Below are 15,130 nucleotides of genomic sequence, written 5' to 3' on the forward strand. Positions count from 1 at the left end.
GCAAGTGTACCTTTTAAAAATTGATTAACAATTGATAATTACATCAACAACTCTATTGCCGTGGTGAACGATATTTTCTCTCTTATCTCGTTCGTCAATTTTATGTTTCTATTAAGCCTCATTTATTAAGAAAAAAGTATTAAATATCAAACTTCAAAATTCTTTCCTTTTCTTCGTTTCTGTTTTCATGATAGTAATCCTTCAAATCTCTCAAGTAAACTTCCGTGGTTTTACTTAGTGTATGACCATTTTTTGCCTGAACCTCTGCAAATGACATCCCTTCATAAATTATCTCATGGACATTAGCCGTATGCTTTAGATTATATTTGTTGAATTTTTTGTCAATACCAAGATCGTTAAGCATCTTTTTAAAACTGTAGCTCATATTCTTATGATTGTAGATCTGTTCTCCTACAAAACCAATTCTTGCATTTCCATGGTAGCTAAATAAATATTTATCCTGTATTGAGATATCGGAGAAATCCACACCTATCATACATAGATGGTTATAAATAGGAGCGTCCAGAGCTACTTTCCTTGCAATTCTGGTTTTACTCTTAGCTGCTTTTAGATATATCATCCTTTTATCCATGCTAATATCTTTAACTTCTACCCTGCATATTTCTATAGGTCTTAAATGCGTGTAATAGATCATTAATAAGAATGTTAAATAAGGAGGCTTACGATGCTTCTTTGTGTATTCAATGATGTCCTGTAGCTGTTTAACGGTAAATACCGTTGTATTATCCTGATATTCACGTTTAAGATCATATCCTAATCTTATTGATTTCATAGGATTGTAACTTAATACTGGCTTTTTTGTAAACCAGTAATCCAGTACTGCCCCCAATCTGTCTTTATACTCTTTTATGGTAAATTTGGAAAGAGGCTTTTTAAACAAAGGTGATATATAAGATTTGATATAAATGATGTAGTTCTCTATCAATTCACCGTCAATACAATCTAGCATGATATTAGCTTTATCAATTTTTAAAAGGTATTTCCTAAAGAAGGTTATTCCCAATTCATAATTGGTTATTGTTTTGTCAGATAGGAATTGCTTACGATTTTCCAAGTAAGCATCTGATGCCTGATTAAAGGAGGGCATTACGGGCTTTTTATAGATCTCATTAAAGGTTCTGCCATCATATATCTTGGTAGTTAGTAAATCATGTATAGCATTATACATTGCCTTAATGAGCTTTTCACGCTCTTTTTTTGTAACTCCTACTTTATTTAATCCTGTTTTATATTTTACCTGTTTACGTTTATTTTCTGCGGTGTAATAGAAGTACACATAATTCTCCTTTCCTATATTAATATGAACGGTGGAGCATTGAGGATTTAATGGATAAGGTTTAACTACCATAAACTTTTGATACTATTTAAAGAGGTTTGAAAAAATGTTTATTCGTAATCACCTAGTAATTAGTACTTTTTCTTCGATTCCGTACCTTTGTTACATTTAAGAAGAAAAACCTGACAACTTGTATGTAAATGGACAAGTAAACTGATAATTCTGTACCTTTGCCGCCATTCAGGATAAATACCTGACATAATGTATGCAGAAAGAGATAGAAATAACCATCGCCCCCGAAGAATCAGGACAGGATGAACCCATCCTTAAAAAGCTTTCAGCAGCCCTGAAACTGGATATATCCCGTATTAAAGGCTATAAAATCTTTAAAAGATCTATCGACGCACGTTCCCGCAAAGTTATTTTCAGATTACAGGTAAGAGCGTTCATTGATAAGCCTCAGCCCGAAGAAACATTAACTTTCAGTTATCAGAACGTTAGTGATCAAAAAGAAGTAATTATTGTAGGTGCCGGCCCTGCCGGACTTTTTGCAGCCCTGCAGTGTATAGAAAATGGGATGAAACCTGTAGTACTGGAGCGTGGAAAGGACGTAAAGCAACGCAGACGCGATCTTGCACTGATCAATAAAGAAGGAATTGTAAATACAGAATCGAATTATTGTTATGGTGAGGGCGGGGCAGGAACCTACTCTGACGGAAAGTTATATACCCGTTCCAATAAAAGGGGGGATATTAATAAAGTACTGCAGATTTTTGTTCAGCATGGCGCAACAGAAGATATTCTTGTTGATGCAAGACCACATATCGGTACCAATAAACTCCCGCATATTATCACTGCGATCAGAGAGACTATATTAAACGCAGGTGGCGAAGTCCATTTCGATCAGAAAGTCACTGATTTTATCATAGAATCCGGTAAAATCAAAGGGGTGGTTGTCAATGAACTTTATACTTTACAGGCCGATGCCGTTATTCTCGCAACCGGTCACTCAGCACGTGATATTTATACTTTATTACATCAGAAAGGAATTCTGGTAGAGGCCAAACCTTTTGCGATGGGTGTAAGGATAGAACATCCACAGGCTATTATTGATGAAGCACAATATCATTGCCCGGTCAGAAGCGAATTTCTTCCGCCAGCTTATTACAGCCTGGTAGAACAGGTTGGCAGCAGAGGCGTATTTTCATTTTGTATGTGCCCGGGTGGTATTATCGCTCCCTGTGCAACTTACGAAAATGAAGTCGTGGTTAATGGCTGGTCGCCATCAAAACGGAATAATCCTTTTGCCAATTCAGGTACAGTGGTTCAGGTTACCCTGGAAGATGTTCCGGGCGATGACCCGCTGCGGATGATGAATTTTCAGTCGGCTATTGAAGAAAAGGCTTTTGCAATGGGTGGGGGTAATTTGGTTGCTCCGGCACAGCGGATGATAGATTTTGTGGAAGACAGACTTTCTGAAGATTTACCAAAAAACTCTTATCTGCCAGGTACAAAAAGTGTGATGCTTAAAGATATGCTGCCGGATTTTATTGCTTCAAGTTTGAAAAATGCACTGCCGCTTTTTGGTAAAAAGATGAGAGGTTATTATACAAACGAAGCGATATTGGTTGGTGTGGAGAGCAGAAGTTCATCGCCGGTGCGTATACCAAGAGACCGTGATACCTTTCAGCATCCGGAAGTAGCTGGTTTGTATCCATGTGCTGAAGGAGCGGGTTATGCCGGTGGAATAGTTTCAGCAGCGATTGATGGGGTCAACTGTGCAAATGCGATATTGAAATTTAGCTAAACAATTCAGTAAGGCTACTGTTTTTAAAGATACCAGGAGAATTTACAGCAGATGAAGAATACATTGATTATAGGTGCAACACCCAACCCGGCAAGATATGCTTATCTGGCAGCTAAAATGCTTACGGAAAAAGGTCATTCCATTGTTAATGTGGGTATTAAGAGCGGTGAGGTTGCTGGTATCCCAATTGAGAAGCCAGGGGAAATTCATACTGATATTGATACGATTACATTATATGTTGGTCCGCATTTGCAGACTGAATATTTCGACTATATTCTGAAGACAAAACCTAAACGGGTTATTTTTAATCCCGGAACGGAGAATGATGAACTGGAATCCTTGTTAAAGGAGCATCATATAGAGGCTGTTGAAGCCTGTACACTGGTTTTATTATCTACCGGTCAGTATTAAATCAACATTTCTGTTTTACTTTGTCCGGGAGAATTGTGGCCCGGTTTCTGTCTGATCTGACATAGAGCCCGGTATTCATATCCGGGAACCTGATGACTGTCATGTTTTTCATTTCTATTCTTTAATTATAATGTTATCGTTTTGATCAGTTTTTGATGATCTGGCTAATGTTATATAATAATAGTTTTTTTGTCTGTTTTGATAAAGAATAATTGCTAAAAGGATGAATGTTTGATAATTGATTGCTATTTTAGATAATCAGAACACCTGTAAAAGATAAATATTACCCAGATGAAGAGTCTGCCGTTGCTTAAAATAATAGCTTTTTATCTGTTGCTCGGAATCGCTGCATTGCTGCTGGGGCATGGATTAATTGACTGGATCTGGACGGGCAGGGAGCATAACAATTTATGGAATTTTCATTTTTTACTGGATGTGACCTTTATGGTCATTGGGTCGTTTATTATCTTTTTCTCTGTTCGGTTTTATCAAAAAGATCAGGAAACTACAGCGTTGAATTATCAGAAGCTATTTAATACAAGTCCGCTTGCTATATATGTAATGGCCAAAGGAAGTTTTAAAATCATTTCTGTCAATGAGGCAATGACTAAGTTATACGGTTATACTGAGCAGGAGTTTTTGCAAATGACGTCTTTTGATATCAGGCCTGAAGAGGAGCGTGAACGTATCAAGAACTTCATGGACCAATATGGAGATCAGAATCCTGAATCTATAGTCTGGCTGCATCAGAAAAAAGATGGAGAGCGGTTTTATGTCAAAACAACTTTTCATCCTATACCCCTGTTGAAAGGCGGAGCTTATCTTGTCATGGTCGCCGATATAGATAAATCTATTAAGGATGAAAAAAAGATTAACGACCTGCTTCATTTATATGAGACCGTTAACCATGCAACAAATGATGTGATCTGGGATTATGATGTGGTAAAGGATAAACTCAAATGGATGCAGGGGTATAATGAAACTTATGGTTATGCCAGGGATACAAGTCCTGATATTTTCGGGGCGATGCAGAAGATTCATCCGGATGACCGCTTGTCGGTAATGGATTCGTTCAAAAAGATATTTACAGATAAGCAGAAGTATTTTTTTGCAGAGTACCGTTACCGGTGTGCTGATGGTTCTTTTAAATATATCAGGGATCGTGGCTACGCAATCTTTGATACTGAAGGTGAACCTATCCGGATGATAGGGGCGATGCAGGATATTGATAAGCAGAAAAAATATGAACAGCAGCTGCTCAATCAGAACGAACAGCTGAAAGAAATTGCCTGGCTGAACTCTCATCAGGTAAGAAGACCACTAAGTAATATATTAGGATTGATCAGTTTAATTAAAGATTCAGCAAATAGCGATGATGTCCTGGAGTTTGTTGATTTTCTTGCAGTCTCTTCCAAAGAGCTGGATGACGCTGTCATTATGATCAATAAACAAACTATGGAAGGCCAGGCTGTTCAGCAGTCTCAGGATATGGCTTGATTTTCAAAAGAAAATTTTATCGGGCGGTAAGCTAATTCAGAAATATCTTTTTAAAGACCGGAATTGGCTGGTCCGTTTAAAAAGAGGATGTCTTTATAATATGGCTTTTAAAAGGGAGGGTGAATTGCGGGGAGGTTTAAAGGGTGTTTGTGGTCGGGGTTGGCATAGGGTTGGTATACCCCTGGGGTATACCAACCCTATGCCAACCCCGAAGTCTTATTGAGCTGTGAGCTGACTTGTTGTTATCTGTGGGGATTGAACAAATCTGTTAGATGTGTGCTATAGCTGTGCTATAAAGGAATGGTCATCTGGCTGGAGTATATATATCATGACCGGTATTAGATCGTATTGTTTGGGTTGGGTAGGGGTTGTGTAGCCTGTTGAAGTGGTATTGAAGTAGGGTTGAAGTAGGGTTGAACTAGCCTGGGCTACTTCAAGGCTAGTTCAACCCCAGTTCAAGGCTAGTTCAAACCCCAGCACTACCACTAAAGAAACCCTGGAAATAATAATTCACCGGACAATCAGTTGAGTATTGGATGTTGAAATTGTGGTAATGAGAGGTGAAAGGGCAGGTCTATGTGATGTAATTGTGCGATTTGAGAGCTGCGATTGCTTAGTTAACCGGGCAGATGATGCTGTTAATCGGTGTAATTGGACTTCATGCTGTTGTTAAATACTGCACTATTAAGGCTTCATTGAAGGAAAGCTGATCGCTCTGCTGCTACTGCTGAAAATAGTTTACGGTATTTTGAACTGATAATCATGTAGTTAAGGAATAGATACAATTAATAGTGTGTTAATGTTTGGATAGCGGCATAATTTTCCTACTTTTGCATCCCGCTTCGGAGGAAGGGAAACAGTGAAAAGGATATGGAGAGGGTGCAAAAACAGAGATTGGTTGAGTTTGAAGAAGGAATAAAAAACTTCAAAAATAAAAAATAAAAAGCTTGACAAATTAAAAAAGATTTCTACCTTTGCAGTCCCAACAAAAACGGGAAGCTTTACAACGGATGTTGACAAAGCAAATAAACAAGATTGAAACGATGAGAAGCTGGAAAAGACCTTGAGAACATTAAGACTTGAGGGATTAGAAAGATTAGCATTGCAACATATATAGACTGCCGGGAGGTTAAGTCGAGAAGTTCATTAAAGAGATGTCATTTACAAACGTAGCGAGGTAAACACGTACAAGTTCAAAGTACATGAACCGCGCGAGTTTTTTAAGTCTATTCTGACAGACAAATAAGAATAAAGACTATTATTAATACAAGTTAAGAATGGTCAGCGTTCAAACAACACATTTTACAATGGAGAGTTTGATCCTGGCTCAGGATGAACGCTAGCGGCAGGCCTAATACATGCAAGTCGAACGATAGTTACCAGCTTGCTGGTAGCGAAAGTGGCGCACGGGTGCGTAACGCGTATGCAACCTACCTTAATCAGGGGGATAGCCCGAAGAAATTCGGATTAACACCGCATAAAATCACAGTACAGCATTGTACAATGATCAAATATTTATAGGATTAAGATGGGCATGCGTGACATTAGTTAGTTGGCGGGGTAACGGCCCACCAAGACCACGATGTCTAGGGGATCTGAGAGGATGACCCCCCACACTGGTACTGAGACACGGACCAGACTCCTACGGGAGGCAGCAGTAAGGAATATTGGTCAATGGAGGCAACTCTGAACCAGCCATGCCGCGTGCAGGAAGACAGCCCTCTGGGTCGTAAACTGCTTTTATTCGGGAATAAACCACATTACGTGTAATGTGCTGAATGTACCGAAGGAATAAGGATCGGCTAACTCCGTGCCAGCAGCCGCGGTAATACGGAGGATCCAAGCGTTATCCGGATTTATTGGGTTTAAAGGGTGCGTAGGCGGCTTTTTAAGTCAGGGGTGAAAGACGGTGGCTCAACCATCGCAGTGCCCTTGATACTGAAGAGCTTGAATGAATTAGAGGTAGGCGGAATGTGACAAGTAGCGGTGAAATGCATAGATATGTCACAGAACACCGATTGCGAAGGCAGCTTACTATGATTTTATTGACGCTGAGGCACGAAAGCGTGGGGATCAAACAGGATTAGATACCCTGGTAGTCCACGCCCTAAACGATGAATACTCGCTGTTAGCGATACACAGTTAGCGGCTAAGCGAAAGCGTTAAGTATTCCACCTGGGGAGTACGGTCGCAAGATTGAAACTCAAAGGAATTGACGGGGGCCCGCACAAGCGGAGGAGCATGTGGTTTAATTCGATGATACGCGAGGAACCTTACCCGGGCTTGAAAGTTAGTGAATCATTTAGAGATAGATGAGTCCGCAAGGACACGAAACTAGGTGCTGCATGGCTGTCGTCAGCTCGTGCCGTGAGGTGTTGGGTTAAGTCCCGCAACGAGCGCAACCCCTATGTTTAGTTGCCAGCACGTTAAGGTGGGGACTCTAAACAGACTGCCTGTGCAAACAGAGAGGAAGGAGGGGACGACGTCAAGTCATCATGGCCCTTACGTCCGGGGCTACACACGTGCTACAATGGATGGTACAGAGGGCAGCAAGCTGGTAACAGCAAGCAAATCTCCAAAAGCCATTCACAGTTCGGATAGAGGTCTGCAACTCGACCTCTTGAAGTTGGATTCGCTAGTAATCGTATATCAGCAATGATACGGTGAATACGTTCCCGGGCCTTGTACACACCGCCCGTCAAGCCATGGAAGTTGGGGGTACCTAAAGTATGTAACCGCAAGGAGCGTCCTAGGGTAAAACCGATAACTGGGGCTAAGTCGTAACAAGGTAGCCGTACCGGAAGGTGCGGCTGGAATACCTCCTTTCTGGAGAAAGGTAGATTACTCGCTGCGTAAATGATATACCGATTGATCAATTGGTATAAGTAAATGACAACAAATCTCAAAAGAAAAACCCATAGGATGAAACATCATAATAGTTGTTCGCCTACTGAAAGAAGGTATTGACCGAGGAAAAGGAATTGTGCTGAGACACCTCAACAACAATACTGCACTGAGGTAAATAGTCCCGTAGCTCAGTTGGTTAGAGCACTACACTGATAATGTAGGGGTCAGCAGTTCAAATCTGCTCGGGACTACAGTTATAATTCTAAGGGGGATTAGCTCAGCTGGCTAGAGCGCCTGCCTTGCACGCAGGAGGTCAACGGTTCGACTCCGTTATTCTCCACCATTGGCCCGTACTTAAGATAAAAGGTACAGGAAATAGGATAGGCGTAGAAATACAAATATCTGGGACAATAAAGTTCTTTGACATATTGGAAGAAGTTAATAAAGAAGAGCAAACAACAATAGAGACGTTGTTAGCTTGAAGGAAGGTAAAGGTGCTTGCATTGATACAATCCGTAGAGTTAATAACCATCAAAAAAAGCATTTCCATAGGCGCAAAAGGCTATGGAGAGAAGAAAGTAAGAAAGAGTACACAGGGGATGCCTTGGCTCTCAGAGGCGATGAAGGACGTGATAAGCTGCGATAAGCTTCGGGTATTAGCAAATATGAATTAATCCGAAGATTTCCGAATGGGGAAACCTGGCTAGTTGAAGACTAGTCGCATTACGATGCGCAAACCTGCCGAACTGAAACATCTAAGTAAGCAGAGGAAGAGAAAATAATAATGATTTCCAAAGTAGTGGCGAGCGAACTGGAAAGAGCCCAAACCAGCTATGTTACGGCATAACTGGGGTTGTAGGACTACGATGTGGCATTAATGAAATGAAGTGGAACAGGATGGGAAGCCTGGCAATATAGCGTGAGAGCCGCGTACACGTAAGTAACATTAGTCTAGTAGTATCCTGAGTACCGCGAGGTCGGAGACGCCTTGTGGGAATCTGCCGGCACCATCCGGTAAGGCTAAATACTCCTGAGAGACCGATAGTGAACCAGTACCGTGAGGGAAAGGTGAAAAGAACCCCGAACAGGGGAGTGAAATAGAACCTGAAACTGTGTACTTACAAGCGGTCGGAGCGTCCAGGTGGCGTGACGGCGTGCCTTTTGCATAATGAGCCTACGAGTTACTCTTCTCTGGCAAGGTTAAATGTTTAAGACATGGATCCGAAGCGAAAGCGAGTCTGAATAGGGCGTATAGTCAGGGGAGGTAGACGCGAAACCTTGTGATCTACCCATGGACAGGTTGAAGGTGCGGTAACACGTACTGGAGGACCGAACCGATAAACGTTGAAAAGTTTCCGGATGATCTGTGGGTAGGGGTGAAAGGCTAATCAAACTGGGAAATAGCTCGTACTCCCCGAAATGTTTTTAGGAACAGCGTGGTGGTTAAGTTTACTAGAGGTAGAGCTACTGATTGGGTGCGGGGGAGTCAAATCCTACCAAATCCAGACAAACTCCGAATGCTATTAAATATACACTGCAGTGAGGCCCGGGGTGCTAAGGTCACGGGCCGAGAGGGAAAGAACCCAGACCATCAGCTAAGGTCCCTAAGTTACTACTAAGTTGAACTAACGAGGTGCGATTGCCTAGACAGCTAGGATGTTGGCTTGGAAGCAGCCATTCATTTAAAGAGTGCGTAACAGCTCACTAGTCGAGCGATCGTGCATGGATAATAAACGGGCATAAAGTAGTACACCGAAGCTATGGGTAATATTAATATTACGGTAGGGGAGCATTCCAGCGGCAGCGAAGTTTTGGCGTAAGCCAGGGTGGAGCTTCTGGAAAAGCAAATGTAGGCATAAGTAACGATAAGGCAGGCGAGAAACCTGCCCACCGAAAGGATAAGGTTTCCTGATCAACGCTAATCGGATCAGGGTTAGTCGGGGCCTAAGGAGAACCCGAAGGGGAAATTCGATGGACAACTGGTTAATATTCCAGTACTTTTTATAACTGCGATGTGGGGACGGAGTAGTGACACTGCCGCGATCTGACGGAATAGATCGTTAAAGACTGTAGGTATAGGGAATGTAGGCAAATCCGCATTCTTTGCTAAAGGTCGATAGTACCGCAAGCCTTCGGGTAAGTGGATAGCGCAGGTAATCAGACTTCCAAGAAAAACCGCTAAGCTTCAGGTTATAAAAACCCGTACCGCAAACCGACACAGGTATCCGGGAAGAGAATTCTAAGGTGCTCGAGTGAATCATGGCTAAGGAACTCGGCAAAATGGCCCTGTAACTTCGGGAGAAGGGGCGCTGACAGCAATGTCAGCCGCAGTGAAAAGGCCCAGGCGACTGTTTAACAAAAACACATGGCTTTGCAAAATCGAAAGATGAAGTATAAGGCCTGACACCTGCCCGGTGCTGGAAGGTTAAGAGGGGATGTTAGTCGCAAGGCGAAGCATTGAATCGAAGCCCCAGTAAACGGCGGCCGTAACTATAACGGTCCTAAGGTAGCGAAATTCCTTGTCGGGTAAGTTCCGACCTGCACGAATGGTGTAACGATCTGGGCGCTGTCTCAGCCATGAGCTCGGTGAAATTGTGGTCCCGGTGAAGACGCCGGGTACCCGCAACGGGACGGAAAGACCCCATGCACCTTCACTACAATTTAACATTGACATTGGATACAGGATGTGTAGGATAGGTGGGAGACTATGAAGTGGCATCGCTAGGTGTTGTGGAGTCAACGTTGAAATACCACCCTTTTTGTATTCGGTGTCTAACTCTTTCAGGAGAGGACATTGTTTGATGGGTAGTTTGACTGGGGTGGTCGCCTCCAAAAAGGTAACGGAGGCTTTCAAAGGTAAGCTCAATACGCTTGGTAACCGTATGAGGAGTGCAATAGCATAAGCTTGCTTGACTGTGAGGCAGACAAGCCGAGCAGGGTCGAAAGACGGATATAGTGATCCGGTGGTTCTGCATGGAAGGGCCATCGCTCAAAGGATAAAAGGTACGCTGGGGATAACAGGCTGATCTCCCCCAAGAGCTCATATCGACGGGGAGGTTTGGCACCTCGATGTCGGCTCGTCACATCCTGGGGCTGGAGAAGGTCCCAAGGGTTCGGCTGTTCGCCGATTAAAGTGGCACGCGAGCTGGGTTCAGAACGTCGCGAGACAGTTCGGTCCCTATCTGTTGTGGGCGTAGGAATTTTGAGTGGGGCTGACCTTAGTACGAGAGGACCGGGTTGGACTAACCTCTAGTGAATCTGTTGTTCCGCCAGGGGCATTGCAGAGTAGCTACGTTGGGAATAGATAAGCGCTGAAAGCATCTAAGTGCGAAACTAGCCACGAGATGAGAATTCCATATAGGACCGTAGCAGACTACTACGTTGATAGGTTACAGATGTAAAGCTGGTGACAGCATAGTCGAGTAATACTAATCATCCGAAGCTTTCAAGAGCAATAAACTGTTGTTTGTTCTTCATAACTAACTTCTTTCAATAATATGTCATCGTTTGTCTCTGAGCTGGAAACAGGATAACTGTAAAGGTTATTTGGAGAAAAACAAATAAAATACTGATCAATAACAATTGATAAAGACATTTAGGTGCCTATATCGGTGGTGTCCACCTCTTCCCATTCCGAACAGAGAAGTTAAGCCCACCAGAGCCGATGGTACTGCGGTAACACGTGGGAGAGTAGGTCAGTGCCAAATCTTAAAGAAAGCTTGTAGGAAACTACAGGCTTTTCTTGTTTATAGACTTTTCCTTACTGGTGAACGAAGACCTAAATTCTCTTTTTTAGTTTGAGAATATAAATATGCTTATCATAGCCCCGTAAGATCTCGATGAGGATTTGTTTACCATCGTGTTCTTTCAGCAATTCTGTAAGATCATTTAAGGTGAAATGCTGGACAGAGCTAAAGTTTATAGCCGTAATTTCATCATTAGCCTGCAAACCTGCCAGCTCTCCCGGAGATCCGGATTCAATCCTTCCGATATAAAACCGGTCTTTCATACCCTGGATGACATAGACTTCAAGTCCGGACATGTCATGCTCAAAAACAGGAATACGGTTATTAGTTTTTTTAAGATATAAAAAACCACTCTGATAATCAAAAGTAACCAGGAAATGGCGCAGGATATCTGAACCAAGACTGCCATTCCTTGATTTTCCTTCCAGGGTTGAACGTTCTATATTGAAATCAGGAAAACCTGTTAATACATCAGTAAAATTATAAGTACCCAATTTCAAATCAGCTATTCTACCCATATTTCCATTGATTATACCATTAATTCCCACACCCAGATTTGCCGGGATTACAGTAGGAGGAAGAGGGAAAGGTTTGTCCTGGAGCGATTCCATCATCAGCGGATGGCTGGAACCATTATCTATCAATAATTCTACATCAATTTTGCCTAGTGTAGCTGTTTCTATCTGTGTATTGATATAAGGTTTACCATTGGTGATCTGTATAGGTATTTTTGTACCCTTAGGTTCTATTTTAGTATCAGGGTTATAGAAAGTAAGCCTGTTTCCTGAATAATTGATTTTTACAATGAAACTATTAAAGAAGTAATGCCCCAATATTCCATATATTTTAATTCCCAGATAACTGGACAGGTCGAAAATATCTTTTTTGAATATGGCAGTCGGAATATTATTGATCGTTGCTTTACCTACTCTGGCCGTAATATTTCTGGTGAGCACGGCTTCAATATTATCGCCAAGGCCATAGCCCTGGACCTTTACAGTTTGTGCGTTTTTCAGATCCAGATCGGCTAGAAATGTAGTGTCAGTAATAATCATTTGGGCTACCCCGGTATCCAGCAGGAAATTATAAGGGCCCTTTTCATTCACGTAAACCGGAATAATAATGAGATTTTTTACCAGCGTAAAACTGATGGTTTGTTTTTGACGGTTTCCGCTAAACTGAAAAGTCTGCGCCTGTACTGATAAAGGGAAATAGAGAGACAGAACAATTAGAATAATTGAGCCGTATGACAATTTTAATCTGTTAACTTGCTTGGAGAGGCGTTGGATCGTCATAGTTCTGGTTATGATTTCCAGCAAAATATATTTCTGTTAATACGGGACATATAGGTCCTCTGGAAAGCTGGGGAACGCTAAGTCACTGAAGGCAAGATTATATTTGGTTAGAAATTCTTTATATTAAATATACAAAAATTAATTGTTAAGCTAATCATCAATAATTTGGAATTTATAGCGCAGATGTGAGTTTTTTAGCTATCTTTGAGCCATCAATAAGACATAAAAACATTTGATGCTAACGTATTAAAATGTTCAAAATATTTAGGTGTCTATATCGGTGGTGTCCACCTCTTCCCATTCCGAACAGAGAAGTTAAGCCCACCAGAGCCGATGGTACTGCGGTAACACGTGGGAGAGTAGGTCGGTGCCAAATCTTAAAGAAAGCCTGTAGTGAAAACTGCAGGCTTTTCTTGTTTCCGGAGGAGCCGAATTGTTGAAATTATATAATTTTTTTGCTGTTTACTGGCCTTTAAACACTTTAAACCATTGTGATTCAACTGATCTATAAATCAGATGTAAAACAATTAAATATCATAGGTTAAGCCCAAAGAATATAGCTAGTTTTGTGCCGTCAGTTGAGCAGGAATCCCGCAGGATTAAAATTATTATTAAGCACACAGTGCGATAATTTATTTATTCAGGGGTTTTAAAGGTCGCTTTTGTTTTTATAAGCGTTGATGACCAAAGGTTCCTGCTAAAAACAGACAATAAATTAATAGATGAAATGAAATTAGCAATTAATGGTTTTGGTAGAATAGGCCGTATATTTTTACGTGCGGCTTTGGATAAAAATATCAATGTATTGGCTATCAATGATTTGGGTGACCCAAAAACATTAGCACATCTTTTTAAATATGATACCGTTCACCGTGGTTTTAAAGGTGAGGTAACATTTGATGATGAGGCACTGATTATTAATGGAAAAAGAATTCGGGTTTTCAGAGAAGCACAACCTGAGAACTTACCCTGGAAAACGCTGGAGATAGATGTCGTACTGGAATCTACAGGGAAATTTACCACCAGAGCTGGTGCAGGCAAACATTTGCAGTCAGGGGCTAAACAGGTATTGATTTCGGCTCCCGCAGATAAGGATATTCCTATGTTTTTACTGGGCGTAAATGATTCGACAATTGATTTAAGTGCGGATATTATTTCTAACGCTTCCTGTACGACAAATAACGTAGCGCCAATGGTCAAGATCCTTGATGATAAATGGGGGATTCTGGACGGCTATATTACAACCGTACACTCCATGACCGGCGACCAGAATCTTCATGATGCACCGCATAAGGATTTGAGAAGAGCCAGAGCAGCTTCAGCATCTATTATTCCTACAAGCACAGGCGCGGCAAAAGCAATTACTAATATTTTTCCGCATCTGGAGGGCAAATTAGGCGGAGCAGGAATTCGTGTGCCGGTATTAAATGGCTCATTGACGGATTTTACCTGTATCCTTAAATCAAAAGCAACTATAGAAGAGATTAATCAGGCCTTTAAATCTGCCGCAGACAATGAAATGAAAGCAGTGCTGGAATATACAGAGGACCCTATCGTTTCTGTCGATATATTAGATAATTCTCACTCTTGTATTTTTGATGCACAATTAACCTCTATAGTTGGTGACCTGGTTAAGGTTGTAGGCTGGTATGATAATGAATCCGGTTACTCGGCAAGATTAGTGGATCTGGTACTTAAACTCTCTCAGCGTTATGATTAAACGGATAGCTAAAGAAGAAACGAGATTTTTAAGAAGCACAGTCTTATGGAAGAACAGACCGCTGGAAGAGTGTGAGTTACCTACAGATAGTATTGAAGGTGGATTTCACCTGGGTTGTTTTGAAGCTGATAAGCTGGTTTCTATCGGGACATTTATTCCGGAAGATTATAAGAACAGAGGTACGGGAGGCTTCAGATTACGTGCTATGGCAACTGATCCGGCTTATACAGGTAAAGGTTTTGGTGCAGAACTGATTAATTTTGCAATGGATGAGCTTAGATCGGTTCATGCTTCTTATATTTGGTGTAATGCAAGAACTGCAGCCGTAGGTTTCTATAGTAAACTGGGTTTTGAAGTCATTTCTGAGGAGTTTGAAATCCCGGGAATCGGCCCGCATTATGATATGTTGAACCAAATAGCCGAAAAATAAATTATTTAACATGAAATTGGTTATTTATCCTTTATCAATCAGGATAATAACTCCATTTAACACCTAAAAATTAGATACAA

7 protein-coding genes, 2 tRNA genes and 4 rRNA genes are annotated in these 15,130 nt (G+C 41.5%); 11 read left to right on the forward strand and 2 right to left on the reverse strand.

What is annotated here, in order from left to right; all coding sequences use genetic code 11:
* Positions 1 to 139 precede the first annotated feature (139 nt).
* Positions 140 to 1,369: a tyrosine-type recombinase/integrase gene (locus tag PL_RS20425; protein WP_041882463.1), complete on the reverse strand. Its 1,230-nt coding sequence runs from the start codon at positions 1,367 to 1,369 to the stop codon at positions 140 to 142.
* Positions 1,370 to 1,562: 193 nt separating this feature from the next.
* Here PL_RS20425 and PL_RS20430 point away from each other — a divergent pair, with 193 nt between their 5' ends.
* From PL_RS20430 to rrf (PL_RS20465), 8 genes are all read left to right on the forward strand, one after another.
* Positions 1,563 to 3,104, forward strand: coding sequence for an NAD(P)/FAD-dependent oxidoreductase (locus PL_RS20430; protein WP_041882464.1), 1,542 nt, complete (start codon positions 1,563 to 1,565; stop codon positions 3,102 to 3,104).
* A gap of 51 nt (positions 3,105 to 3,155) precedes the next feature.
* Positions 3,156 to 3,515, forward strand: coding sequence for a CoA-binding protein (locus PL_RS20435; protein ID WP_041882465.1), 360 nt, complete (start codon positions 3,156 to 3,158; stop codon positions 3,513 to 3,515).
* A gap of 291 nt (positions 3,516 to 3,806) precedes the next feature.
* A complete protein-coding gene (locus PL_RS20440) occupies positions 3,807 to 5,012 on the forward strand; it encodes a PAS domain S-box protein (protein WP_041882467.1) in 1,206 nt (401 codons plus the stop codon).
* A gap of 1,304 nt (positions 5,013 to 6,316) precedes the next feature.
* Positions 6,317 to 7,838 (forward strand): 16S ribosomal RNA (locus PL_RS20445).
* Positions 7,839 to 8,036: 198 nt separating this feature from the next.
* Positions 8,037 to 8,110, forward strand: a tRNA-Ile gene (locus PL_RS20450).
* Positions 8,111 to 8,125: 15 nt separating this feature from the next.
* Positions 8,126 to 8,202, forward strand: a tRNA-Ala gene (locus tag PL_RS20455).
* A gap of 229 nt (positions 8,203 to 8,431) precedes the next feature.
* Positions 8,432 to 11,310 (forward strand): 23S ribosomal RNA (locus PL_RS20460).
* A gap of 144 nt (positions 11,311 to 11,454) precedes the next feature.
* Positions 11,455 to 11,566 (forward strand): 5S ribosomal RNA (rrf, locus tag PL_RS20465).
* A 71-nt stretch (positions 11,567 to 11,637) separates the two neighbouring features.
* Here rrf (PL_RS20465) and PL_RS20470 read toward each other — a convergent pair.
* Positions 11,638 to 12,858 carry a retropepsin-like aspartic protease gene (locus PL_RS20470; protein ID WP_160292126.1) on the reverse strand — a complete coding sequence of 407 codons (1,221 nt, stop codon included), beginning with the start codon at positions 12,856 to 12,858 and terminating at the stop codon, positions 11,638 to 11,640.
* Positions 12,859 to 13,164: 306 nt separating this feature from the next.
* Between PL_RS20470 and rrf (PL_RS20475) the strand changes: the two genes are divergently transcribed.
* From rrf (PL_RS20475) to PL_RS20485, 3 genes are all read left to right on the forward strand, one after another.
* A 5S ribosomal RNA gene (rrf, locus tag PL_RS20475) occupies positions 13,165 to 13,276 on the forward strand.
* Together the 16S, 23S and 5S rRNA genes with 2 tRNA genes alongside form the textbook arrangement of a ribosomal RNA operon.
* Before the next feature lie 351 nt (positions 13,277 to 13,627).
* Positions 13,628 to 14,620, forward strand: a complete 993-nt coding sequence (gene gap, locus PL_RS20480) for a type I glyceraldehyde-3-phosphate dehydrogenase (protein ID WP_041883307.1) — start codon at positions 13,628 to 13,630, stop codon at positions 14,618 to 14,620.
* Complete coding sequence (locus PL_RS20485; protein WP_041883308.1) at positions 14,613 to 15,050, forward strand: GNAT family N-acetyltransferase; 438 nt, start codon at positions 14,613 to 14,615, stop codon at positions 15,048 to 15,050. The genes gap and PL_RS20485 overlap by 8 nt, the downstream gene beginning before the upstream one ends.
* Positions 15,051 to 15,130 lie beyond the last annotated feature (80 nt).

This window comes from Pedobacter lusitanus (assembly GCF_040026395.1).
Lineage (GTDB): Bacteria > Bacteroidota > Bacteroidia > Sphingobacteriales > Sphingobacteriaceae > Pedobacter > Pedobacter lusitanus.

Bases quoted from the DNA above. Each gene is read 5' to 3' on its own strand.
- PL_RS20425 (WP_041882463.1), bottom strand. From the start codon at position 1,369: ATGGTAGTTAAACCTTATCCATTAAATCCTCAATGCTCCACCGTTCAT.
- PL_RS20430 (WP_041882464.1), top strand. From the start codon at position 1,563: ATGCAGAAAGAGATAGAAATAACCATCGCCCCCGAAGAATCAGGACAG.
- PL_RS20435 (WP_041882465.1), top strand. From the start codon at position 3,156: ATGAAGAATACATTGATTATAGGTGCAACACCCAACCCGGCAAGATAT.
- PL_RS20440 (WP_041882467.1), top strand. From the start codon at position 3,807: ATGAAGAGTCTGCCGTTGCTTAAAATAATAGCTTTTTATCTGTTGCTC.
- gap (WP_041883307.1), top strand. From the start codon at position 13,628: ATGAAATTAGCAATTAATGGTTTTGGTAGAATAGGCCGTATATTTTTA.
- PL_RS20485 (WP_041883308.1), top strand. From the start codon at position 14,613: ATGATTAAACGGATAGCTAAAGAAGAAACGAGATTTTTAAGAAGCACA.